This is a genomic window from uncultured Lawsonella sp. (assembly GCF_947252745.1).
Taxonomy (GTDB): domain Bacteria; phylum Actinomycetota; class Actinomycetes; order Mycobacteriales; family Mycobacteriaceae; genus Lawsonella.
The window spans coordinates 72,530-95,407 of sequence record NZ_CAMXWW010000003.1 but is presented as its reverse complement, the minus strand read 5'-3'; the positions used below and the strand labels follow the sequence as shown (position 1 = coordinate 95,407).

The window sequence follows — 22,878 nt, the reverse complement described above, 5'->3', positions numbered from 1 at the left end:
ATGGACATAAGTGGCAAACAGGCGTAGTGCCTCGCAACAATGCCTTGTCTGCTATGAGCTCAGCTGCTCATGAGATAGTTCTAGTGTAGGCGATGGATGAGATTATGTATTTCCTGCGAGGCACCCTTGCTGCCGGAAAGATGCTGGAGCTGTGGGGGCAAAGGCCGACCGAGATGCTGCATCGCTTGCGCATAAAGTTGCCCGGCGCGGTAACTCGATCGCACCAGAGGCCCTGCCATTACCCCTGCAAAGCCAATCCGGCGGGCAAGATCCGCATGGGCCAGAAACTCCTCTGGTTTCACCCACCGATCGACTGGATGGTGCAGCGGAGAGGGCCGCAGGTATTGAGTAATCGTGATGATGTCGCAGCCTGCTGCATGGAGATCGACGAGGGCTTCCTCCACTTCAGTAGGTTCTTCCCCCATACCGAGAATGAGATTCGATTTGGTGATGAGCCCATAGTCGTGTGCCTGGGTAAGCACGGATAGGGATTTCTCGTAGGTGAAGGCGGGGCGGATATCCTTCATCACACGCGGAACGGTCTCCACATTGTGTGCAAGGACCTCTGGACGTGCCGCAAAGACCTGGTCGAGTAAATCGGGCCTAGCATGGAAGTCGGGAATAAGGTTTTCGACCCCCGTTTCCGGGTTCAGCCGATGAATCTCCCGTACGGTTTCTGCATAGAGCCATGCTCCTTCATCTGGGAGGTCATCTCGGGTGACCCCAGTGATGGTGGAGTAGTGGAGATGAAGGTGGCGCACGCTCTCGGCCACGCGCCGCGGCTCATCAGGATCCAGCGGTAGTGGCTTGCCAGAATCGATCTGGCAAAAGTCACAGCGGCGCGAACAACGGCTGCCGCCAATAAGGAATGTGGCCTCGCGGTCCTCCCAACATTCATAGGCGTTGGGGCAGCCAGCCTCCTGACACACGGTGTGCAGTGACGCCCCGTCGACAAGCGACTTCATATCTTGGTAGTGGGGGCCGGTGCGGGCTGTGGTACGGATCCAGGGCGGTTTCTTCTCGATGGGGTGTGTTGCGTTGCGACGTTCGATGCGGAGCAGTTTCCGGTCGTCGGACAAGTCTTTCATCGCGGAATCTCCCCTTCGGTGAGCCCGAGTTCACCGTCCAGTGCCAGCTGAAAATAGTGCTGTACTGCTGGCAGGATGTCGGTGGGGGTGACGGTTCGGCCGACTTCGAGAGACAGAGTGGTGACGGCGGCGTCGGTGATGCCGCAGGGCACAATATGGGTATAGGGCTCGAGTGAGTTACAACAGTTAATGGCAAAACCATGTTGGCTCACCCCGCCCGTCAGATGGTAACCCAGTGCGGCGACCTTTCGTTCTGGCCGATTTCCGGGTAGCCCTAGCGCGGCGTCGCTGGGGACCCACACTCCCGACCGCCCATGTACCCGGCCCGCCGGTACTCCCAGATCAGTGACGACACGGATGAGGGCTTCTTCGGTGCGGCGTACGAAAGCGATAACGTCTAAGGGCTCTGCCAGCTTAATGATGGGATAGCCGACGAGTTGTCCAGGGCCATGCCACGTGATCCGTCCACCCCGATTAATGGAAACTACGCGGGCACCATTGTCGGGCAAATCACTGTCTTCCGTCATCCTTCCAGCTGTGTAAACGGAAGGGTGGGTGAGGAGGAACACCACATCGCGGGCTTCCGCTGCCTGTGATGGGTCCTGCACGCTAGCCTTGCGCCGGGCGGTTTCGGCCTCCTGCCACTCCCATGCGATGTCATAGTCCACCTCCCCCAGCCACCGATAGTCGAAGGGGAGGCGGGATGCGCGTGATGAGATTGGGGAGGAGTCAGTATTAAGAGAGTCCATTCACATCATCAATATCGTCGAGGAAGCTCGCTTCCTGAAGGGCGTCTTGTACATCGCGGAGGAAGCTGCTTGCTGTAGAAGCATCGACCAGGCAGGAGTCGTAGCTCAGCGTTAGATAGCTCATCGCGCGAATAGCGATGGCGCTACCGCCTGCGTCTTCAACCACGACGGGGCGCTGCACCGGGTTGCCTACGGCGAGTGCGGCAGATTGGGGCGGAATAACCATGGGGGTTTCCCAGAGCGCTCCACTTGCGCTGGGGTGAGCCAGCGCAAAGGTGCCACCACTGAGGTCGCCGGGCGTCAGGTTGCCGCTCAAGCACCGGTCTTCCATCTCCTGCAGACGCTGCCCGATTTCTGCGAGGCTGCACTGGTCAGCATGGTGGAGGACGGGGCAGAGAAGCCCCTGTGGGGTATCAATACCGACCGAAAGGTCGATGTCCTCGTGGTAGGAAATGAGTTGGTGTTGCTTGTCATAGCTCGCGTTCATGACAGGATGATGAAGCAGGACCCTCGCGACCGTGTAGGCGACGCATGCTCGAAGGGACAATGCCAAGGAGGGTTCAGCAGAACGGTCCGATACTAGCTGGCGCAGGAGCGTGGTGAGGTCAACTTCGAAGACCTGCGAGACGGGTGCGGTGTGGTGGACGGCGGATAGCGCGGCGCGGGCGGCGGACTGCCGAACAGGGGATGCTGGCCGCGTAGTGCCACGGAGTTCAGCTCCCCCAACTCTGTCGTCGGTGGTAGTAGTGAGGATGCCCCCAACTGCACTCGTCATCGCGGATGTGTCCAAGGCAGCAGCGCTTGCGGTGGCTGCGGCGGCTGCGGCAGCAGCGCGACGTTCCCGTTCGGCAGCATAGCCCAGGATGTCTTTCTTGAGGATGCGTCCTCCCAAGCCGGTTCCCTTGACATCAGCAAGATCGACACCTTTGTCGGCGGCTAGTTTGCGGACTAGGGGGGTGACGTAGCTGTGATCGGTACTGGCCCGCGGGGTGTCGCCGAAGCTGGTAACGCCAGGAACATCGTCGAATGAGGGGGCGGTCTGCGGTACTTTGGGTGCTATACCAGCGGGAGTCGTCTTCTCGGCAGTGGTGTTGGCAGAAACATCGCTGGGGGTGCCGGTGGGCTCCGTGTCGTCCCCCTCTGCAGTGTCAGATATAGTTGAGCCAGATGCAATGACATCGTCAAGGGAAGTCGCCGTGGCAGTCAGCAGAGCGGTGGTCGTACTCTCGTCCTTACCCTCGGACTCTGCCGACACATCGGTTGCTGTCCCATAGTCCCCAACTAAGTCGGCGGGATCAGGGGCAGTTCCACCCACCTGTAGCACAGCCAATACTTGTCCGACGGGGACAGTGTCGTCCTCCACCGCGCAGATTTGCACGAGGATACCGTCGGCGGGGGAGGGGATTTCGGTATCAACCTTGTCGGTTGATACTTCCAGCAGGGGCTCATCTTCAGAGATTTTTTCGCCGAGTTTTTTGCACCAGCGAGTAATTGTCCCCTCAGTGACGGATTCGCCAAGCTCGGGCATGAGTACTTCGAAGTACTGTGCTTCTTCTGCGTCATCGTCCTGCGACGTGGAGTCGGCATGGGCAGCATGGTGTGGTGTTGCGGAGGATGAAGCGGTTGCAGGTGCGCCAGAGGCATTGTCGTGTGGTTGGAAGGAAGATGTGGAGGCTGGCTCAGGGAGCTCCGCTGTTTTGTCGACTGTGACATGCTCCTGCGCGCGTGCGTCGGACACTTCCGGGAAGGGAACAGTGCTGGCGGCACCACTACCGGATCCGGTCATTACGGGGCTACCGAGTGCTGCGGCAGCTTCGGTAGGGTCGGCAATGCGGGCTAGCAAGCCGCCGATTTCGACGGTGTCATCTTCCCATGCGCAGATCTCGACAATGACACCACACACGGGGGAAGGAATCTCGGTGTCGACCTTGTCTGTGGCGATCTCGACTAGGGGCTCATCTTGTGCAACAGAATCCCCAACGTTCTTTAACCAGCGGGTGACGGTTCCCTCCGCCACTGACTCACCGAGTTCGGGAAGTGTTACTGAGACGGACATGGCACAACTCCTTGCAGGGGTACGTATGCCCTCTAGAGTACCCTGCGGATGCTCTCAGCTCAGTCGCAATAGTGCGCGCAGACAAGGATTCTGTGGAGAACTCCTGGCAGACGCTCACCGAAATCACGCTCATTGTGCAAAGAAAATCTGGCCTCATCGGGGAAAAACGCGAAGTGGAGTAGCATAATTCCCATGGCTCAACACTCTACTTTTGATATTCAGCGTTCTGAGCACCCCCGTACCGCTGCAGAACGCACAGCTATTCTCGAAAACCCCGGTTTCGGCCGCTACTTCACCGACCATATGGTCGTTATCGACTACGAAGAAGGTAAAGGCTGGCACAACCATCGTGTGGTGCCCTATGCTCCCTTCTCCGTCGACCCTGCCTACATGGTTTTGCATTACGGCCAGGCTATCTTCGAAGGTTTGAAGGCCTACCGCCACGCTGATGGCGAGATTGTGACCTTCCGCCCCGACGCCAATGCAGCTCGCTTCCAAGCCTCTGCGGAGCGCATGGCTATGCCTAAGCTTTCCGAGGAAGACTTTATTGACTCAATTAAGGAACTCATCGCCATTGACCAGGACTGGGTTCCCCAGCCAGGTGGCGAGGAGTGCCTCTACCTCCGTCCTTTCATGTTCGCCACGGAGGCTGGTCTAGGTGTTCACCCGGCCAAGAAATTCACCTATGTCCTTATTGCTTCTCCTGCCGGTGCCTACTTCGCAAAAGGTGTGCAGCCGGTGACGGTGTGGGTGTCACACGAATACGTGCGTGCTTGCCCCGGAGGCACTGGCGCCGCAAAGTTCGCCGGCAACTATGCAGCTTCCCTTGCCGCCCAAGATGCTGCCGATAAGCAGGGTTGCGACCAGGTGCTGTGGCTTGACGCTATAAAGCGAGAAAACATTGAAGAAATGGGCGGAATGAATGTCATGTTCGTCGCCCAGGATGGTGATGACGTTACCGTCATTACCCCAGCCCTGTCGGGATCACTGCTCCCAGGTATTACCCGGGACTCCTTGAAGACCGTCGCCCAGGATTTGGGCTATACCGTCGAAGAGCGCGTTATTACAATGACTGAGCTGGCCGACCGGGTAGCCAAGGGTGAAATTACCGAAGCCTTTGCCTGCGGCACCGCCGCCGTCATTAACCCCATCGGTACTTTCAAGTCCCGCGATGGCGAATTCACAGTCAACGAGGGGAAGTCTGGCGACATCACCATGAAGATGCGTGCCACCCTCACCGGTATTCAGCGCGGCGAACTCGCTGACGACCATAACTGGCTATACAAGCTGGTCTAGCCAGCGTAGTGGCCGCAACAGAGGTTGCGGCCCCAGAGTGACGAGCCATGAGCAGCGTTACCTCACAACTGCCGCCCCTGCACAACAGTCGCAGGGGCGGCAGTTCTATCGTGGGGAAGTAGAGGGGAACAGGAAGCCCATGATGGTCGCGGGGGACGAGGATGGCGACGGTACCGCCAGACTTACAGCAGTGCCGTTACCGCACACACCGCCGCAACCGCACCACACGCCTGCAGCAATTCCACATTGGCGCCCAGCACATCACCAGTGAGATAGCCCAACCGGCGAACACAGTGTCGGCGATACAGTACCGTTCCGCCAACAGCTGCGGCACTATAGAGCAGAGCGACCACAACAGAGACATCAGGCATACGCCCGCATAGCTCAGACGTGACAGCGGCCGCACCGGTAAAAAGAAGTGCCCCGATACTGGCTACCACCCAGGCGAACGCCGGTCGCTGCGTGCCAATCATCAAGTAACCAAAACCCCGGCGAGGAACTTGGGACGCCCCAGCTGCACACATGAGGGGAGTAGCCCAGCGGGCAACCGCAATCACCGTGCCCGTCATAATGTGCCCATTGTGGGTGCTTAATAGCCCAAAAGTGAGAGCTTCAGCAATAAGCGCCAACACAACTGCTGCCATCCCCAAGGGCCCCACTCGGCCGTCCCGCATAATTTGGCGCGCTTCGTCCGGTTCGCGGTAGGAACCGAGCCCATCGATAGTGTCAGCCAGCCCGTCAACATGCATGCCGCGAGTAAGGACCACAAGCAGAGTAGTGATGACAATGCCGGTGATAGGCCAGGGGACAGCGATACTCGCAAACGCCCACGAGACGAGCCCACAGAGCAGGCCTAGCACTACACCTACTAAGGGAATGGCACGTACTGTCCGCACTCCCAGCGCACGGTCGACCTCGTCAGGAGCTTTGACTGGGATAATGGTCATCCACGACAGAGCAGTGCGGAAGCCGACCATGGTGCTTATACCTCCGTAGTGGGGAAGCGTGGGCCGATGCCGTCCTGCGCATCGAGTCGCCCACTAACCTCTACATCATCAAAGGTAGTCATATCTGTCATGCAGTGGATGGCGCCACGCAGAAGAGGAACTGCACACACCGCACCAGAACCCTCGCCGAGTCGCAAACCTAAGTCCAGAAGAGGGGAGAGCTCCAGTGCATCTAATGCAGCAGCATGCGCCGGCTCAGCTGATTGATGGCCCGCCACCCACCAGGAGCGGGCACCCGGTGCCAGCATTTCTGCAAGAAGTGCGCATGCTCCCACAATGACCCCGTCTAGCACTACCGGAATGTGCCGCACAGCAGCTTGGGCAAGAAACCCGGCCATGGCAGCAAGGTCGGCACCTCCACAACATGTGAGCAGCCCCATTGGATCCTCGTGAGAGGGTAGCCCCCGTGCAATAGCAGCCGCCACAGCAGCGGTCTTGTTAGCTAACCCAGCATCATCAATGCCACTACCACGTCCCACGACCTGTTCTGCGGGCAGACCGCACAGTACCCCAATAATGGCTGCCGCCGGAGAGGTGTTTCCAATGCCAAGCTCACCAGCAACAAGGAGGTCAGCCCCGTCAGCGACTTCACTGTCGCACACCATTCGTCCCGCTTGCAGTGCGGCTTCACACTCAGCGCGGGTGAGCGCATCTTCACAATCGATAGATCCTGACGCCTCTCGTACCCGAAACGCGGAGATATCCCCGGGGAAGGGAGCTCCACGCACCGACATATCAACAACTCGCCAGCCCACGCCAGCATTGCGGCATAAAGCGTTTACCCCAGTACCTCCCTGCACCATATTGAGCAGCATTTGTCGGGTGACATCAGCAGGATAAGGAGAGACCGGATGGGCAGCCGCAATACCGTGGTCTCCCGCAAAGACAACCAATCTGGCATGAGTGAACTGGCGCGGCGGGCACTGTTCCTGGCAAGCGCACAGCCACACTCCGAGGTCCTCTAAGCGGCCAAGAGAACCCAACGGTTTGGTCAGACGGTCTTGGTAGCGCCGGGCAGTCTGCTGCCACTCGTGTGAAGGCGGGGTAATTGTAGGGAATGTCATCTAGCTGCCCCCAGACATAGTGTGCAAAGGTGTCGCTGAGGGTTTGAGGGAGAGAGGAAGACCAGCGACCACCAAGGTCACTGAGTCTGCCGCAGCAGCCCAGAGCTGATTGACATCCCCCAGAACATCTCGGAAGATATTGCCGGCAGTCGTAGCTGGGGAAACTCCCCACCCCGCTTCCAGCGTCACCACCACGATATCGATGCCTTGGGCAGCACATGCCGCAATATCAGTGGCGAAGCGGTTGGCCCGGTCGAGAAGCTGTGCGTGCTGGTCGGGGGTGCAGGTCTCCCAGTCAGTGAGGTCAGACAGTTGGTGAGTCACCCAGGAAGGGAGATCATCGAGTAGCAGGGCAGAATGCCCAGTGGTTGGAAAAGGCGCGAGCAACGTGGCAGGGTCACAGCTGACGACAGTGTCCCATTGGGAGGGCCGACGCGCTTGATGAAGGGCGACGCGCTCTTCCCATGCTGGATCATTCGTCGTGGTGGGGCCGGTAGCACCGTATCGTACATAGTCTGCCCGAGTAGCACAGATAAGCTTCTCGGCGAATGCCGATTTTCCACTCCGCGCGCCCCCAATGACCAGGCTAAACGCCATTCTAGCCGGCTTTCCTCGCCTTCGCGGACTGTGCATCGGAAGAAGCATTGGCAGCATCCTCGCCGTCATCCTTCTTCGACCAGGGGAAAGTCGGTGAGGTCTGGGGGACGGGGTTACGCCAGCGGCGCGGCTGGGTTGCGCGCATGAATGCGTACCAGCCCAAACGGAACCCTGTGTCCTTCTTCCCGGGAAACTTCTTCTTTGCTACACGAGAAACCGTAATGCAGATACGGAAGGTTTCGATAAGAAGCACGATGAAGAAGAAGTACATGAGGTACTGGATGGTCTTCTGCACCGCGTGGTTAGGAATCATGGTGCCGATAAGCAGCAGCAGCACGATGGGGAAAAGCCAGGAGATCGGGGTCCATGTGGAGTCTACCCAGTTGCGGGCAAAGCGCCGGATGGGGCCCTTGTCGCGGGGCAGCACATAGTCGTCGTCACCGGCAGCCATCCGCTGACGGCGATATTCCTGCTGCATGCGGCGTTCTTCGGTTTCGCGTGCCTTGGCGGCCTTCTTTTCTTCCTTCGTCATGCCCGTGTAACGGGCATCCTCCCGTGCACGGGCTTCTTTGCGTGTCATCGGAGCGGGTGCGACGGGTCCACGCTGAATACCGCGGGCACGCTCGACGTCGCGGCGACGTGGAGTGGCATATCCCTTCTTGGGGGTATAGGCGGAGCCCTTCTGGGGAGCTACCGTTTCGGTGGTGGCTTCAACCGCGGGCTCGGCCTCAGCGGGAGCGCTCTCTTGGGGGTCACGACGAAAGAATTTCACCTCTTTAGGCTAGAGGAAAAGGAGGCGCTAAGCCTAACTTTTTCCTGCTGCTCGGCAACCTCCCATGCCCAAAGTGTAGGGGGTGGTTGTTGTCTCGCGGTATGTAGGTGTGGCCACGACACTGCGTGGTAATGGGGTGAGCCGGGAGGAAATTCCCGCCACGTGGGAGGGTGAGATGGAGAAGTTTAATTCCTGTTGGTTGGGAATAGTTTCTGGAGGTGAATCGTTCTACACTCGTAGAGATTAACTAGACCATAGTCAATCATTTTTAGGAGCACTTCATGGCTGACACCAAGGACTACCTTGCCGGTGTAACTCTAACCGATGCTGCTGCCGTTAAGGCCAAGGCACTCATTGATGCGGAAGGCCGCGACGACCTCGTACTGCGTCTTGCTGTTGCCCCTGGTGGCTGCGCTGGCCTGCGTTATCAGCTTTTCTTTGACGATCGTGAACTCGATGGCGATATTCGTAACGAATTCGGCGGCGTCACTCTTGCAGTGGACCGTCTCTCCATGCCCTACCTGATGGGCGCTACCATCGACTACGCAGACACTATCCAGAAGCAAGGCTTCACCATTGACAACCCCAATGCTCAGGGTTCCTGCGCCTGTGGAGATTCATTCAACTAATGACCATTGCCGTTTCGGCCTCCGTAGCCACTGACAATCTCATGACCTTCCCGGGAAAGTTCTCTGAGCAGTTCCTTCCCGAGCATCTCGACCATGTTTCCCTCAGCTTTCTGGTGGACGGTTTGGATATTCGGCGCGGAGGTGTCGCCGGCAATATTTGTTTCGCCCTGGGCGTGTTGGGTGAACAGCCTCTGCTGCTCGGTGCCGTCGGCAAAGATTTTGGCGACTACCAGCGCTGGTTGGAGGACCACGGGGTGGATTGCTCCCAGGTCTATGTCAGTGACACGGCCGCGACGGCACGGTTTACCTGTACGACTGATGCAGAACTCGCCCAGATTGCCAGCTTCTATCCGGGCGCAATGAGCGAGTCTGCGCAGATCTCGCTCCACGACGTCGCCCCGCGACCCGATATTGTGCTCATTGGTGCTGGCGATCCGGTCGCCATGGCCAAACATACGGAGGAAGCTCGTGAACTGGGTATCCCCTTTGCGGCGGATCCATCCCAGCAGCTTTCCTCGTTGACCCGTGACAGTATTCTTCAGCTGGTCACAGGGGCAGAGTATTTGTTCTCCAACGAGTACGAGTATGGGCTGTTGCTACAAAAGACTGCACTGACAGCTGAAGAGTTGGATGCTTTGGTGACAGTTCGGGTGACGACACTCGGTGAGCGTGGCTCCGAAATCAATACCCCCGATGGCAGGTTTTTTGTTGGCGCTCTGCATAGCGATAACATTCAGGATCCCACCGGGGTAGGTGACGCCTTCCGGGCTGGTTTTTTGACAGCCCGGCTGCGCGGTTTGGACTGGGAGAATTGCGCCAAATTGGGTTCACTGGTGGCCTGTCTCGTTTTGGAGACTGTTGGTACGCAAGAGTGGGTCTGGGATGCTGAGGTAGCCCGCCAGCGGCTCGCTGAGCGTTACGACGAAGCGAGCGCAGAGGCAATCTTGGCCGTTCTGTAGCCGACTCCCTAACGACGCTATAGCAAAGGGGATCGTCCATTTGATGGACGATCCCCTTTCTCTGTCGTATGTTGTCGGTTGAAGTTACAACTCGATTGGGTATTGGGGTGCCGGGATTTCTGGGTGAATACGATCTTCGACGAAGATGGCATGCCAAATAATGAAACATAGCATCGTCCAGATACGGCGGGAGTGATCCATCACGCCGTCCTTGTGCTCCTCCAACATGGAGAGGAGCGCTGTTTTGTCGAATAGGTGATCGGCCTCAGATTCCAGAATGAGCGTTCGTGCCCAGTCGAACATTTCTGGCCCTGCCAACCAGTGGCGGATGGGGACCGGGAAACCAAGCTTTTTACGGTTGAGAACATGCGGCGGGACGATGGTCTTCAGTGCCTCGCGCAGCGCCCATTTGGAGGTGCCGTGGGCAATCTTCATGTCGTAGGGGAGTTTGCGGGCCGCCTCCCAGACAACCTTATCGAGGAAGGGGACGCGTAACTCGAGAGAATTCGCCATGGTGATGCGGTCTGCCTTCACCAGAATGTCTCCGCGCAGCCAGGTAAACATGTCGATGTGCTGCATGCGGGCTACCGGATCCCAGCCGACGGACTGTGCATAGATATTGGCGGTCACGTCCTGGTGATCCCACTCGGGGGTTACCCAGGGCATGAGTTCGTGCATCTGCTCAAAGGTGAAGGAGCGGGCATTTCCGTAGTAGCGGTCTTCCAACGTCATGGAGCCGCGCTTGAGAAGGCTCTTGCCGCGCATACCGTGCGGGAGATGGTCGGAGAAATTACCAAGTCCGCGTCGCAGTGGGCCGGGGATTTTCTCGAAGGGAGCGAGGGACAGTGGTTCTTTATAGATGGTGTAGCCACCAAAAAGCTCATCTGCGCCTTCGCCGGAGAGAACAACTTTCACATGTTTGCGGGCTTCGCGTGCCACGAAGTAGAGGGGGACAAGAGCAGGGTCTGCAACTGGGTCATCGAGGTACCAAATGATGCGGGGGACTGCCTCGATGAATTCTTCAGGGGTTACGGGCTTCACAATGTGTTCGACCCCGATTGCCTTCGCTGATTCTGCTGCTACATCGATTTCGGAGTAGCCCTCACGGTGGAAACCGGTGGTAAACGTCAGCAGATTATCGTTGTGGCGCTTGGCAAGTGAGGCAATGGCCGTGGAATCGATACCGCCGGAGAGGAAGGAGCCAACTGTGACATCTGCTCGCATGTGCTTAGCGACGGAATCTTCGAGAGCAGCCGTAATACCGTCGATAAGGGCTTGCTCGTGATCATGCGCACTCTTATCGATGGGGAAGGTAGGGGTGAAGTAGCGGTGTGTCTCTAGCTGTCCACCTGGAGTGAGTGTGGCGCAGCATCCAGATTCGAGGCGGCGGATGGTGGTGTGGAGGCTCTCCGGTTCAGGGACGTACTGGAAGGCCGCATAGTGTTCGAGCGCGCGCTTATCGAGTTCCAGCGGCAGATTGATGGTGTCTGCAAGCGAAAGGAGGCATTTTTTCTCGGATCCGAAGACGGCACCATGCTCAGTCTGGCAGTAGTAGAGGGGTTTGATGCCGAAGGGGTCGCGGCCCATGAAGAGAGTGCGGGTTTTGGTGTCCCAAATAAGGAAGGCAAACATGCCGCGAAGGCGAGTGATCACATCTTCGCCCCAGTAGTGGAAGCCCACAACAATGGGTTCTCCGTCACCCGTGGTATGGAATTCGGCACCGAATTCGTGTTGAAGTTCGTCACGCAGTTCTACATAGTTATAGATTTCGCCGTTGAAGGCGAGGATGTAGCGTTCGGGGTCGTCAGCAGGCCCCCACACCATAGGCTGGTGGGCGTTCTTGATGTCGATGATAGAAAGACGGGTGAAACCGAAAACGACATCCTGGTTATGCCAGGTGAGATGCTCATCGGGGCCGCGGTGGCGCATATGAGGAAGTGCTGCAGTTACGGAATCTGCATACGCTGTAGCGTTTCCGCCAGTTGCGAGAAATCCGAGAAGGCCACACACAGATATTTCGTCCTTCCATAAGCCGCTAGGAGAGTTCCTAGCGGAGAAGCATATGCCCCATACGGGTGGGGGAGGGTTCGTTTAAGTATGCCACTAAATGGGGGTTGGCTTGTAGGGGGCTAGGGGAAGTACAACGACTTCTCGCCATAGAAGGAATGGACATGTCTACTTTTTCGCAGCTGCGGCACGTTCTGCCCATTCGCGGTAGCCGCAAGCGGAGGAGAGTTTCTCGTGCCAGGGGTATGCCACCTCTACCAGTCGGACGTGGCCACTGCCGAGGTAGCGATACACGAGCTGACGTTCCTCTTGGGAGCTGGTCATGGGTGCGTCCGCAAAGGAGAGGATAGTCTGGGCGCTAGCGTGCAGCTGGGAGATAGCAGCTTGGTAGTTTTCGCCGGCAAGACTATGGAGGGTTCCCGCAAACATGCCATGGCGAATGGCGGTGAAGAACCAGCCGGAACGGCCGTCAGGTTCCGCCACAATAATCTCCTCCTGGTGATAAAGCTGCTGGTATCGGTGGAGTGAGCCAAGCGCCAGCACTGCCTTAGCAGTGGTGTCTCGCAGAAATGCGGCCTGTTCGTATTGCTGTGCAGTGGCAAGTTCTGTGAGATGCGACTGTGCTCGTTCGATGAGAGGCGCAGCTACCCCCCGTGTGAGTTCACGCATGATCTCAGCACTCGCGGATTTTTCAGCTAGGGTGAGGGGCTCGGTGGGAGCGACGCCGTGCCGGATATCGCTTTCAATGAGGGTACCCACCGCTACCGCCGTGCTTCTCTGACGGAAAGGGCCAACCGCGCAAGCATTCTCGGCTGGGGCAACACGTGTACAGGAATAGAGGTGGGAGGCTGATGCGCGTGGAGGGATGAGCCACCAGTGGCCTTCTTGGTCCCGTGAGCGACGATTGTAAGGAGGTTGGTGGGCACTGATGAGCCGCAGTTCACGAATGCTCGCTTCAAAAGGAGTGAGGCATTCGACATAGTCAATGTGGTCTGCGAGAAGCACCATTTCAGACATACGGCGCCGTGTTTCCGAACCGTTGAAGTAGCCCATGACACGACGGCGCAGATCGGTCGCTGTTCCGACGTAGAGGGGAACGTTGTGGGCGTCACGGAATATATAAACGCCGGGGAGATGGGGGAGACCGTCCGCCATCGACCGTTTGGCATAGATGGCGCTGTTGTGGTGTCCACGGTAGGCGGATAAGTCGGCTAGTGTTGTGACCTCTTGGGTGCCAACACGTTCGATAAGCCCGTGGAGGACTTCTACTGTTGTGCGAGCGTCGTCAAGTGCACGGTGTGTGGGGCGGGTGTGGGTGTGGAAGAGCTGCGCGAGCGCAGAGAGCTTGACGGAGGGAGCTTCTTGGCGGTCAAGGATGCGCCGGGCTAGTTTGACGGTGCAGAGAGAGGGGTTGTCGGGCCAGCAGTAGTCCAGCTGTTGGGCGGTCGCGCGGAGGAAGGAGAGATCGAAAGAAGCGTTGTGAGCGACGAGTGTGCTCCCCGAAATGAATTCAAGGAGAGAGGGGAAGACGACGTCGATAGTGGGAGCGTCGCGAACCTGTTGGTTGGTGATGCCGGTGAGGTCTTCGATAAATGGAGAGATGGGTTGTTCCGGGTTAACGAGAGTCGCAAACTCTTTTTCAATGACGCCGCCGGTTACCCGGACTGCACCAATCTCCGTGATGGCGTCGATGCCCGGTGTCATGCCGGTCGTTTCAAGGTCGATGACGACGAAGGTGGTGTCACATAGCGGGGTGGTCTCCGTGGGGGACTCGTCCGCTGAGAAATAGTGTGCAGGCCACAGCGTGGGGATGGGGGAGTTGAGGTTCGACAGGGGGTTCGAGGCTCCGGGCAACCGCACACGTTCGTTAGTCACGAATTCTACGATAACGAGTCGTTGTAACAAGCGTTGAGAATGCATGATTGGTAACGACGAACGGCGTGTTGCGTTATCAAAACGATATTTTTCAAAAATATTTTTGACAGTCGATAAAAGTGTTTTTACCTGCGTAAATATCGCAACTAGTGGGCGGGTGTGGGCAATAATTTGTCGCATATTGCGTTTTTTTGGTCTCGAAAAGTGGACAACGTCGGTTATCTTTTCGTAATCTTTTTGAGACCAAAGAGAATTCTGGCGGGATTCACCCGTATCCAGAAAGTCTAGCTGGCGACATCGACGTTGATGTACACCACGCCAGAAATGATGAATGGAGAAAACTCATGGCGAAGCATCGTGCAGTGACGAAGAGCGTGTCGGCTCCCCATGCCCTCGCTGTCAGTGTCGTATCTGCTGGCCTCATGGGTGGCATCGCCGGACCGGCTATGGCTGCCGAGCTCGACACTCCTGTCGTGCCACAGGTGTCTATTGAGATTCCGGAACTGGCCACCCCAACGCATGTGCGTACTGATGATGCCACGCTCGACGACGCGGAGAAGATTGTTCGCCAAGCATCGCAGAAGGCTCTTCCGGCCGCTGAAAAGGTCAACAAGAAGTACGCTCCGAAGGCTAAGAAGGTTCGTGACGAGGCAAAGCCGGTAACGAACAAGGTGAAGAAGCAGGCACAGCCTGTGCTGGATGAGTTGCAGCCTGTCAAGAAGGCTGTTCAGCCCGTTATCGATAAGGTGTTGGAAGATAAGACCGTCGCTACTTTGGTCGATACCGTCATCCCAGTTGATCAACTGATGACGTCGAAGGCGAAGACTCGCAGCAAGGCTGACGTGCAACGCTCCCGGGGTATGAAGATCCTAGAAGCGGCGCGTTCTCGTATCGGTGATCCCTATGTCTGGGGCGCCACTGGCCCTAATGCTTTTGACTGCTCTGGACTGGTTATGTGGGCACATCAGCAGCTGGGCATCAATATTCCGCGTACTTCGCAGGACCAGATTGCGGGCGGCCATGCCATTGCGCGCAAGGACCTGCAGCCCGGCGACATCGTCGCATTTTATGGCAATGCTAGCCACGTAGGTGTCTACGCCGGCAAGAACACAATCGTCCATGCTCCGTATCAAGGGCAGAACGTCAGCGAATCGTCGTTAGACTCGATGCCATACTATGGCGCCACTCGCTACTACTGAGCGGGTGCGCGTGCGGGTATGCGTACCGTCGTAATAGTCGCCTCGTGACAATCTTCACAGTTTTGTCTGGGGGTTGGCGGCTAGAGTCGGCTGGTTTTTCCTCAGTCTGTTACAGGTGTTACGAAAGTGAATAGAGCCAAGATAAAGAGTGCTTTTTCTCGTAAGATCAGATGGACAACCGCCTTTCCTGGACGTAAATTAGAGACCGAAATGAGACTTAACTGAGATCAAGCAGAGACTCGACCGAAACAGCTCGATAACCTCCGAGACACCGCGAATCATCTGGCGATACACGGTCAAACTGCCTCATCTTAGAACGACAGGAAGTGCGTAACATGCGTGGATCACATCCCGTACGTGGAACGGCAGCAATGGTGTTGTCCACCGCTCTTATCGCGGGCCTCGGATCAGCAGCGAACGCTGCACCGACTCCGCTCGATCAACTGCGCAAGCTAGCTCGCGATGCCGAGCGCACCTCCGAACAGATCCATCAGGCGAATGACACCCTGAAGCGTGCCAAGCGAGATCAAATTTCTGCGGAAAAGGCGATCGCCGCTGCGAATAAAGCTGCCGCCGTCGCAGAGCGCAAGCGCGCGGGTATGCAGGGACCGCTGAACAACATCGCGTCCATCAACCTCCGCAACACTCAAAACGTGGGTGTCATGCGTGTCCTCATGGCCGATTCCCCCCAAGAGATCCTTGACCAATCTCGGAGCGAGGCAGCCCTTACTCAAACCACCCTCAACATTTTGGTGGATTACGAGAACGCCATGAATGCGGCCGGCGAGGCTAAGAAGGCTGCCGCCGACAACCGAGCTAAGGCCATCAAAGCACAGGCAAGCGCCCGCAAAGCGCAAGCTGATCTCGATAAAGCCCGTATCGCCATGCGCAAGCGGATCGCTTCTGTGCAAGCAGAATTCGCTTCGCTGCCGCCGAACCTTAAGAATGCATGGAAGAGCGTCAAGCTACCCGAGGATTTTGATCCCAAGATCGCCTTCGGTGCGAACATCCTAGGTAACAAAGCTCTCCAGATTGCAATGACCCGCATCGGTAGCCCCTATGTGTGGGGTGCCACTGGCCCCAATGCCTTTGATTGCTCTGGTCTGGTCTACTGGGCATACCGCCAGCTGGGAATTACCCTGCCTCGTGCTAGCCAAGGAATGGCTGTTGGTGGACTAGCCGTCCCGGAAAAGGACATTCAGCCCGGTGACCTCGTCATCTACTACTCCGATGCCAGCCACGTCGGCCTCTACGCGGGTAACGGTCAGGTGCTGCATGCCCCTACCTTCGGACAAACCGTGCGGCTTTCTCCGCTGTATCATGCCCCCATCAACACCATTCGTCGGTACTAAACCTGCCTGCTGCCACTAGCGCCGTCATCTTCTACCTCACCACACGAAACAGGTGAAGACGGCGCTAGCAGCTATTTTTCAATGTTCGCTACAGTAGGGTAGAATCATGCGAAAAACGCTTCTGGTCACCAATGACTATCCCCCTCGCCCGGGGGGAATCCAGTCGTATCTCCACCGGTTTATCCAGGAGCTCCCCGCAGACAAAATCGGCGTCTACTGCTCGACCTGGCACCCCGAACGCTGTGCAGAATTCGATGCTCAACAGCCCTACTCAATCGTACGTAATCCAACATCTGTACTCCTGCCCACTCTCCGTGTGCGCCGCGAGGTGGCAGCCCTCATCCGCAATGAAGGCTACGAAACAGTGTGGTTTGGTGCTGCCGCGCCGCTCGCTCTCATGTCCCACTACCTGCGCCGCCACACCGACGTCACCACCATCGTGGCCTCCACCCACGGACACGAAGTGGGTTGGGCCATGCTTCCCTTCGCCCACGCCGCACTACGGATCATCGGCAACGGCTGCGACACCATCACCTACGTCTCCCACTACACGCGAAACCGTATCAGTCGAGCCCTCGGCCAACATCCCCGACTCATCTGGCTCCCCTCCGGAGTTGATACCACTCGCTTCCACCCCAACCCCGATGGTCGTGAGTTCATCCGCGAACGTCATCACATTCGCCCTCATATCCCCGTTATCGCGTGCATCTCCCGGCTCGTCCCACGTAAGGGACAAGACACCCTCATCCGCGCCCTTCCCACCATTCTGGCAAAAGAACCGGAAGCTCTCCTCCTTATTGTCGGAGGAGGCCCCAGCTCCGACCGCCTCCACACGTTGGCCCGGAATCTTGGGGTGAATGACCACGTCATCTTCACCCACCTTGTCCCCGACGAAGATCTTCCGCTCTACTATGCAGCGGCGGATGTGTTCGCCATGCCGTGTCGAACCCGCGGACACGGACTTGACGTCGAAGGTCTTGGCATTGTCTTCCTCGAAGCCAGCGCTACCGGTATCCCCGTTCTCGTCGGGAACTCCGGTGGAGCTCCCGAAACCGTCCACGATGGGGTAACGGGGGTGGTCGTCGACGGCCGCGACACCGAACAAGTGGCCACTGAACTGCTTCGTTTTTTGGCATCAAGAGAGCGGCGCACTAGTTTTGGGAAGGACGGTCGGGCGTGGATGCTCTCTACCTGGCAGTGGAGTGTACTCGGCCAGAAACTCCGCAGCATTCTCGACGGAGACGCCGCCGACAGCACACAGGAAGGAGAGTGATGGCCCCGTGATGCACCCCATTCAGATTGCCGACCTCGCCTATCTCCCGGTACCCGCGGGCGACATTGCCCTCGTCATCGCCAACTCCGCAGACTGGCCCCGCTGGTTCCCCAATATTCAACTCTCCGTCACCGAAAACCGCGGTCCCCTCGGGTTACGCTGGGCTGCCACCGGTGTAGTAGAGGGCACCTCCGAAATCTGGCTGGAATCTGTCGCTGACGGGACTAACCTCCATTACTTCCTCCATGCAGCACCCACAGGTACCGGTTCGTCTGCTGCACAAGCTAAGCGCGCAGCTACCCTCACCAACTTTTACCGATTCCGTTTCAAAGACCTCGTCAACGAGCTCCGGCAGCTACTCGATAGCGACCGTCCCGCCGGCGAAGATCCCCTCCGATGGCGGGCGGAACACCCGCGCGCCCGAGAAGCACACGAGGAGTTCCCCGCATCATGACCAACACCATTGGTATTGACGTCGGCGGTACCAGCCTGCGGGCATCCGTTGTCGATGAGCGTGGTCACATCCTGGACCGAGAACGCGTCCCCACCCCTCATGCGGTCCACTCGCTAGAAGATGCCCTCGCCTCCGTTGTGGAACGACTCGCTAAACGCAATACGGTAGAGGCGGTAGGTCTCGCCGTAGCCGCCTTTCTCGACGCAGACCGCTCCACTGTGCGCTTCGCACCCCATCTGCCGTGGCGCAATGTGCATGTGCGGGAACGGATGGAAGAACGCCTCGGGATGCCAGTAGTGGTCGAGCACGACTGCAACTCCGCCGCCTGGGCCGAGTACAACTATGGTGCATCCGTAGGCGGTAACTACGTCGTCACTTTCGCCATCGGCACTGGTATCGGTGGCGCCCTCATTTGCAACAATGAACTCTTCCGCGGTGCATACGGTACTGCCCCTGAGTTCGGACACCTCCAAGTGGTTCCCAGCGGACGTCCCTGCTCCTGTGGAAAACTGGGGTGTCTGGAGCGCTACTGTTCGGGGACCGCTCTCGTCGATACTGCCCTGGAACTCATGGTGGCACATCCTGACATTCCCACGGTGCTCGGAAAAGACGTCACCCCCGAATCAGAACTGACCGGCCGCCGTGTTATGGAAGCAGCTCGACAGCATGACCGCATCGCCGAAATGGCTCTTGACGACTTTGGCTACTGGCTAGGAATCGGCCTCGCAACTGTGGCCGATGTTTTTGACCCTGACCTCATTGTTGTCGGTGGCGGGGTGGGCTCCGCCGGAGACCAATTCCTCAGCCATGCGCGGGAAGTCTATGCCTCCCAAGTGACGGGGTCAGGCTACCGCCCGCTCGCCACCATTAAACAAGCCGAGCTCGGAGATGATGCTGGCCAGGTAGGCGCAGCTGACCTCGCTCGACGTTTCCTCCTTGAACAGCCTGGGAACTAGTCCATGCGATTCTTCTACGATTGCGAATTCATTGAGGACGGCCGAACGATCGACCTCCTCTCCCTCGGTATGGTGACGGAAACGGGGGAGGAGCTTTACCTGGTCTCGACGGAGTGCGACACGAGTCGCGCCAACCCGTGGGTCCAGCGTAACGTTCTTCCCAAACTGCCCAATCCCAGCGATAGCGCGTGGTGCGATCGGCGTACTATGCGAGAACGCATCACCGCTTTTTGGAAGCACCACGACGACGGACACCCCATGGAACTCTGGGCGTGGGTGGCGGCGTACGACCATGTTGCACTCTGCCAACTCTGGGGGGATATGGCCGCGTTACCACGCGGTGTGCCTCGCTTCACCTACGAACTCAAACAGTATTGGATGCACGCCGGACAACCTGGTATCCCCGGCAAACCGGTGGGAGCGCACAATGCCCTGATAGATGCGCGGTGGGACTTGGAACGATTTGTCGCTATACGCCGGGCCCTCGAAGGGGACGCTACTCTGCGCTAGCACTGCGACAGCAGAGAACGTCATTCGCTAGTTGCTTGACTCCTCCACTATTCTGGAGGGGTGAACTGGACTGTTGATATCCCCCTCGAAGAACTGCCCGATCTGCCTCCCCTTCCGGACAAGCTGAACGAGGCCTTTTACATTGCCGTCGCAAAGCCGGCAGCCCAGCAGCCCTCATGGGACCCGGACCATGCCAAAGCGGTGCGTCGAGTGCTGGAATCAGTGCCGCCCATCGTTGTGCCCGCTGAAGTCGACAAACTTCAAGACGCTCTTACTCAGGTAGCACTCGGAAAAGCCTTTGTCGTGCAAGGCGGCGACTGTGCGGAAACCTTCGAAACAAATACCGAGCCGCACATCACCGCCAACATCCGCACCCTTCTGCAGATGGCTGTCGTCCTCACCTACGGTGCGTCTATGCCGGTAGTGAAGATCGCGCGTATTGCCGGGCAGTATGGCAAACCTCGCTCCCAGGATGTCGACGAAAACGGTCTCAAGAACTACCGTGGCGACATCATTAACGGATACGCTCCCACCGAGGAAAGCCGTCGCCACGATGCCTCACGCATGGTGCGCGCCTACGCCAACTCCGCAGCCGCGATGAACCTAGTGCGGGCTCTCGCCGGCTCTGGCACCGCGGACCTGCGTCGTCTGCACGAATGGAACCGCGAGTTCGTTTCCAACTCTCCTGCCGGAGCTCGCTACGAGGAACTCGCCAGTGAAATCGATTTCGGTCTGCGATTCATGGACGCGTGTGGGGTCAAAGACAATGGCCTTGAACGTGCCGACATCTACTGCTCGCATGAAGCGCTGGTGATGGACTACGAGCGTGCCCTCGTCCACCTCGCCGAAAAGAATGGCCGACAGCGCCTCTACGATCTGTCAGGACACTATTTGTGGATCGGTGAGCGTACCCGCCAGATGGACGGTGCCCACATTGCCTTCGCTTCCCTGTTGGAGAACCCCATCGGTTTGAAGATCGGTGCCCGTGTCACCCCTGCCGAGGCGGTCGAGTATGTAGAACGTTTGGACCCCAACAACGTTCCTGGCCACCTGACGCTGGTTACCCGGATGGGTTCCGAGAGGATTCGCGACGTGCTGCCACCCATCGTGGAAGCTGTTGAGGCGAGTGGGCACAAAGTCATCTGGCAGACCGACCCCATGCACGGCAATACTTACTCTGCCCCGAGTGGCCTGAAGACTCGTCACTTTGATGCCGTTATCGACGAACTGCAAGGCTTCTTCGAAGTGCACCATGCTTTGGGTACTCACCCGGGTGGTATCCACATTGAACTTACCGGTGAAGATGTCACCGAATGCATGGGTGGTGCCCAGGACATTTCTGACCTCGACTTGGGACGTCGCTACGAAACGGCTTGCGACCCACGGCTCAACACCCAACAGTCGTTGGAGATGTCGTTCCTCGTCGCCGAAATGCTGCGCCGCTAACGTTTGGAACGGCCCGACAAGACATGTCGTGACTACTGGAAAAGCGCTTCCGGCTGGTTCCCGGTCTCACTCTGCGAGTGGGATGCTGGGGCTGGTGGGAGCAGCTCATGCCCCAAAGAGCGCATTGCCGCGCCGGTACCCCCCAGCACGAGGAGCAAAGCTACCAGCCAGATAAGGATCGGCCACACCCGTGGGTGTGAGGCGAGTTGCCAGGCGCGTTCTTCTTCCGGGCTCAGTGGTTCGTCCACATCTTCCTCGACATAGACGTAACCGAGGCCGTTGTCATCAGCCGACTCCTCGTCTTCCTCCTTTAGGGGGAACAGTCCATTGGTATCCTCTAGCGGCATAGCAGAGGTGAGCACCGCAGTGTGCACAGGTGCTGCCGCTGCTCCCTGGGCAACAGTGGGGAAAACCTCGGTGGCGTCAGCACTGTCAAGAATCTCGGTTTCATTGTCAGCCCCCAGCACCTCCGTCTCCGCTGCACTGGACGGTCCACCAGCAGGATCCTCCCCCTTGCGAAGTGCCGCCATGGTAGAGAGCGCGGTCTGGGCGGCAGTTTGTTCCGCCGACTCTTGCGGAGTGGGGACTACATAGTGTGGAAGCTGCAACGTTGTACTCAGCTGGTCGAGAGCTTTTCCCATAGCGTGTGCATCAACGTAGCGGCGCTCCGGGTCGCGTGCAGTCGCAGTCGCAATAATACGATCAAACTCTGTGGGGATACCGGGGCGCTGCGCGGAGGCGGAGGGAACAGTGTCCGTCAGTCGGCGTTCGGCAACCTCTCGTGTAGCTTCCATCCCATACGGTGCAATACCCACTAAGAGCTCGTACAACACTAAACCAGCAGAGTAAACATCGCAGCGAGGGGTGATCGGAGCACCCGTCACTTGCTCGGGAGCCAGATAGGCGGCAGTGCCGACTAGATACCCCTCGTTATCGTCACTGTTGACGGCGCGGACAAGCCCAAAGTCCACCACTTTCACGATGCCGTCGGGGCCGATGAGGATGTTCTCCGGCTTAACGTCTCGGTGGACAAAACCCGAGCGGTGGGCGACGGCGAGTGCCTCCAAGGTAGGTTTGAGGACTGCCACGGCTGCATAGGGAGGCATCGGGCCGCGTTCGTTCAACAACTCTCGCACAGTGCCACCCGCAACGAGTTCCATTACCAGAAACGCTTCGCCCTTCCACATCCCTTGGTCAGAGACCGTGACGATGCCCGGGCCTCGCAGGTTGGCAACAGTTTTGGCCTCTGCCACGAAGCCTTTTCGAAACTCTTCGCGGGAGGCTAGATCGGATCGCAAGACTTTGAGCGCGACGGGGCGGTCTAGTCTGGTGTCAATTGCCCGGTAGACGACAGACATCCCGCCGCGGGCGATATAACCATCTATAAGGTAACGGTCATCGACCTTGTCGCCAGGGCGGAAGGGAGACCGGGAATCCGAGTCGCGGCCACTGAGGCGTGACCACAAACGTGGAATCTCAGCCATCCTGTTGCTCTTCTCTCTCCGGGGGCGTGCTCAAGTGCCAGCTAGGTTTTCGACTGTAGAGGCATATCCAACTACTGATCTTTGCTGTCTATGCTACCGAATTAG

General features: G+C 58.1%; 19 protein-coding genes and 1 pseudogene. 10 read left to right on the top strand and 10 right to left on the bottom strand.

What is annotated here, in order from left to right:
• Nucleotides 1-80: 80 nt before the first annotated feature.
• The 3 genes from Q0X28_RS04260 to Q0X28_RS04250 are packed head-to-tail and all read right to left on the bottom strand — an operon-like array spanning nt 81 to nt 3,893.
• Entirely contained in the window at nt 81-1,088 is a 1,008-nt protein-coding gene (locus Q0X28_RS04260) for a lipoyl synthase (protein WP_298576761.1), read from the bottom strand.
• Nucleotides 1,085-1,837 (bottom strand): lipoyl(octanoyl) transferase LipB, encoded by a 753-nt coding sequence (gene lipB / locus Q0X28_RS04255; protein WP_296238812.1) that lies wholly within the window; start codon nt 1,835-1,837, stop codon nt 1,085-1,087. Before lipB ends, Q0X28_RS04260 begins: the two co-directional genes overlap by 4 nt.
• The gene (locus Q0X28_RS04250) at nt 1,824-3,893 is read right to left on the bottom strand and encodes a 2-oxo acid dehydrogenase subunit E2 (RefSeq protein ID WP_298576759.1); all 2,070 of its coding nucleotides are present in this window, start codon (nt 3,891-3,893) and stop codon (nt 1,824-1,826) included. The genes lipB and Q0X28_RS04250 overlap by 14 nt, the downstream gene beginning before the upstream one ends.
• A 192-nt stretch (nt 3,894-4,085) precedes the next feature.
• Here Q0X28_RS04250 and Q0X28_RS04245 point away from each other — a divergent pair, with 192 nt between their 5' ends.
• Nucleotides 4,086-5,189, top strand: a complete 1,104-nt coding sequence (locus Q0X28_RS04245) for a branched-chain amino acid aminotransferase (RefSeq protein ID WP_296238808.1) — start codon at nt 4,086-4,088, stop codon at nt 5,187-5,189.
• Between the two features lie 182 nt (nt 5,190-5,371).
• Here Q0X28_RS04245 and Q0X28_RS04240 read toward each other — a convergent pair whose 3' ends face one another.
• The 4 genes from Q0X28_RS04240 to Q0X28_RS04225 are packed head-to-tail and all read right to left on the bottom strand — an operon-like array spanning nt 5,372 to nt 8,629.
• The gene (locus tag Q0X28_RS04240; RefSeq protein WP_298576757.1) at nt 5,372-6,136 is read right to left on the bottom strand and encodes an adenosylcobinamide-GDP ribazoletransferase; all 765 of its coding nucleotides are present in this window, start codon (nt 6,134-6,136) and stop codon (nt 5,372-5,374) included.
• Nucleotides 6,137-6,171: 35 nt separating this feature from the next.
• Nucleotides 6,172-7,260: a nicotinate-nucleotide--dimethylbenzimidazole phosphoribosyltransferase gene (gene cobT, locus Q0X28_RS04235; protein ID WP_296238804.1), complete on the bottom strand. Its 1,089-nt coding sequence runs from the start codon at nt 7,258-7,260 to the stop codon at nt 6,172-6,174.
• Nucleotides 7,261-7,857: a bifunctional adenosylcobinamide kinase/adenosylcobinamide-phosphate guanylyltransferase gene (locus tag Q0X28_RS04230; RefSeq protein ID WP_296238802.1), complete on the bottom strand. Its 597-nt coding sequence runs from the start codon at nt 7,855-7,857 to the stop codon at nt 7,261-7,263.
• 1 nt (nt 7,858) lies between these two features.
• Nucleotides 7,859-8,629 carry a DUF3043 domain-containing protein gene (locus tag Q0X28_RS04225; protein WP_296238799.1) on the bottom strand — a complete coding sequence of 257 codons (771 nt, stop codon included), beginning with the start codon at nt 8,627-8,629 and terminating at the stop codon, nt 7,859-7,861.
• A 281-nt stretch (nt 8,630-8,910) separates the two neighbouring features.
• On the opposite strand from Q0X28_RS04225, the gene Q0X28_RS04220 reads away from it, so the two are divergent.
• On the top strand, nt 8,911-9,258 hold the full coding sequence (locus tag Q0X28_RS04220; protein WP_296238797.1) for an iron-sulfur cluster assembly accessory protein: 348 nt from the start codon (nt 8,911-8,913) through the stop codon (nt 9,256-9,258).
• The gene (locus Q0X28_RS04215) at nt 9,258-10,217 is read left to right on the top strand and encodes a carbohydrate kinase family protein (RefSeq protein WP_296238795.1); all 960 of its coding nucleotides are present in this window, start codon (nt 9,258-9,260) and stop codon (nt 10,215-10,217) included. The genes Q0X28_RS04220 and Q0X28_RS04215 overlap by 1 nt, the downstream gene beginning before the upstream one ends.
• 84 nt (nt 10,218-10,301) lie before the next feature.
• Here the strand turns inward: Q0X28_RS04215 and asnB are convergent, their stop codons facing one another.
• Both asnB and Q0X28_RS04205 read right to left on the bottom strand, forming a co-directional pair.
• Nucleotides 10,302-12,227, bottom strand: a complete 1,926-nt coding sequence (gene asnB, locus Q0X28_RS04210; RefSeq protein WP_296238793.1) for an asparagine synthase (glutamine-hydrolyzing) — start codon at nt 12,225-12,227, stop codon at nt 10,302-10,304.
• Nucleotides 12,228-12,392: 165 nt separating this feature from the next.
• On the bottom strand, nt 12,393-14,099 hold the full coding sequence (locus tag Q0X28_RS04205; protein ID WP_298576753.1) for a DEDD exonuclease domain-containing protein: 1,707 nt from the start codon (nt 14,097-14,099) through the stop codon (nt 12,393-12,395).
• A gap of 866 nt (nt 14,100-14,965) precedes the next feature.
• On the opposite strand from Q0X28_RS04205, the pseudogene Q0X28_RS04200 reads away from it, so the two are divergent.
• From Q0X28_RS04200 to Q0X28_RS04170, 7 genes and pseudogenes are all read left to right on the top strand, one after another.
• Nucleotides 14,966-15,298: pseudogene (locus Q0X28_RS04200) on the top strand (NlpC/P60 family protein); the annotation flags it as partial.
• Between the two features lie 335 nt (nt 15,299-15,633).
• Nucleotides 15,634-16,650: a C40 family peptidase gene (locus Q0X28_RS04195; RefSeq protein WP_298576751.1), complete on the top strand. Its 1,017-nt coding sequence runs from the start codon at nt 15,634-15,636 to the stop codon at nt 16,648-16,650.
• Nucleotides 16,651-16,756: 106 nt separating this feature from the next.
• On the top strand, nt 16,757-17,923 hold the full coding sequence (locus Q0X28_RS04190; protein ID WP_298576749.1) for a glycosyltransferase family 4 protein: 1,167 nt from the start codon (nt 16,757-16,759) through the stop codon (nt 17,921-17,923).
• Nucleotides 17,924-17,930: 7 nt separating this feature from the next.
• On the top strand, nt 17,931-18,377 hold the full coding sequence (locus tag Q0X28_RS04185) for a polyketide cyclase / dehydrase and lipid transport (protein ID WP_296238786.1): 447 nt from the start codon (nt 17,931-17,933) through the stop codon (nt 18,375-18,377).
• Complete coding sequence (locus Q0X28_RS04180) at nt 18,374-19,333, top strand: ROK family glucokinase (RefSeq protein WP_296238783.1); 960 nt, start codon at nt 18,374-18,376, stop codon at nt 19,331-19,333. The genes Q0X28_RS04185 and Q0X28_RS04180 overlap by 4 nt, the downstream gene beginning before the upstream one ends.
• A 3-nt stretch (nt 19,334-19,336) precedes the next feature.
• Nucleotides 19,337-19,843, top strand: coding sequence for a polyadenylate-specific 3'-exoribonuclease AS (locus tag Q0X28_RS04175; protein WP_296238781.1), 507 nt, complete (start codon nt 19,337-19,339; stop codon nt 19,841-19,843).
• 60 nt (nt 19,844-19,903) lie between these two features.
• Nucleotides 19,904-21,289: a class II 3-deoxy-7-phosphoheptulonate synthase gene (locus Q0X28_RS04170; protein WP_296238779.1), complete on the top strand. Its 1,386-nt coding sequence runs from the start codon at nt 19,904-19,906 to the stop codon at nt 21,287-21,289.
• 32 nt (nt 21,290-21,321) lie between these two features.
• On the opposite strand, the gene Q0X28_RS04165 is transcribed toward Q0X28_RS04170, so the two are convergent.
• On the bottom strand, nt 21,322-22,773 hold the full coding sequence (locus Q0X28_RS04165; protein ID WP_298576746.1) for a serine/threonine-protein kinase: 1,452 nt from the start codon (nt 22,771-22,773) through the stop codon (nt 21,322-21,324).
• Nucleotides 22,774-22,878: the final 105 nt, after the last annotated feature.

Excerpts from the sequence above, each read along its gene's own strand:
- Q0X28_RS04215 (WP_296238795.1), top strand. The coding sequence starts at position 9,258 with ATGACCATTGCCGTTTCGGCCTCCGTAGCCACTGACAATCTCATGACC.
- Q0X28_RS04260 (WP_298576761.1), bottom strand. The coding sequence starts at position 1,088 with ATGAAAGACTTGTCCGACGACCGGAAACTGCTCCGCATCGAACGTCGC.
- lipB (WP_296238812.1), bottom strand. The coding sequence starts at position 1,837 with ATGGACTCTCTTAATACTGACTCCTCCCCAATCTCATCACGCGCATCC.
- Q0X28_RS04190 (WP_298576749.1), top strand. The coding sequence starts at position 16,757 with ATGCGAAAAACGCTTCTGGTCACCAATGACTATCCCCCTCGCCCGGGG.
- cobT (WP_296238804.1), bottom strand. The coding sequence starts at position 7,260 with ATGACATTCCCTACAATTACCCCGCCTTCACACGAGTGGCAGCAGACT.
- Q0X28_RS04180 (WP_296238783.1), top strand. The coding sequence starts at position 18,374 with ATGACCAACACCATTGGTATTGACGTCGGCGGTACCAGCCTGCGGGCA.
- Q0X28_RS04195 (WP_298576751.1), top strand. The coding sequence starts at position 15,634 with ATGCGTGGATCACATCCCGTACGTGGAACGGCAGCAATGGTGTTGTCC.
- Q0X28_RS04220 (WP_296238797.1), top strand. The coding sequence starts at position 8,911 with ATGGCTGACACCAAGGACTACCTTGCCGGTGTAACTCTAACCGATGCT.
- Q0X28_RS04250 (WP_298576759.1), bottom strand. The coding sequence starts at position 3,893 with ATGTCCGTCTCAGTAACACTTCCCGAACTCGGTGAGTCAGTGGCGGAG.
- Q0X28_RS04175 (WP_296238781.1), top strand. The coding sequence starts at position 19,337 with ATGCGATTCTTCTACGATTGCGAATTCATTGAGGACGGCCGAACGATC.
- Q0X28_RS04165 (WP_298576746.1), bottom strand. The coding sequence starts at position 22,773 with ATGGCTGAGATTCCACGTTTGTGGTCACGCCTCAGTGGCCGCGACTCG.
- Q0X28_RS04245 (WP_296238808.1), top strand. The coding sequence starts at position 4,086 with ATGGCTCAACACTCTACTTTTGATATTCAGCGTTCTGAGCACCCCCGT.
- Q0X28_RS04230 (WP_296238802.1), bottom strand. The coding sequence starts at position 7,857 with ATGGCGTTTAGCCTGGTCATTGGGGGCGCGCGGAGTGGAAAATCGGCA.
- Q0X28_RS04240 (WP_298576757.1), bottom strand. The coding sequence starts at position 6,136 with ATGACCATTATCCCAGTCAAAGCTCCTGACGAGGTCGACCGTGCGCTG.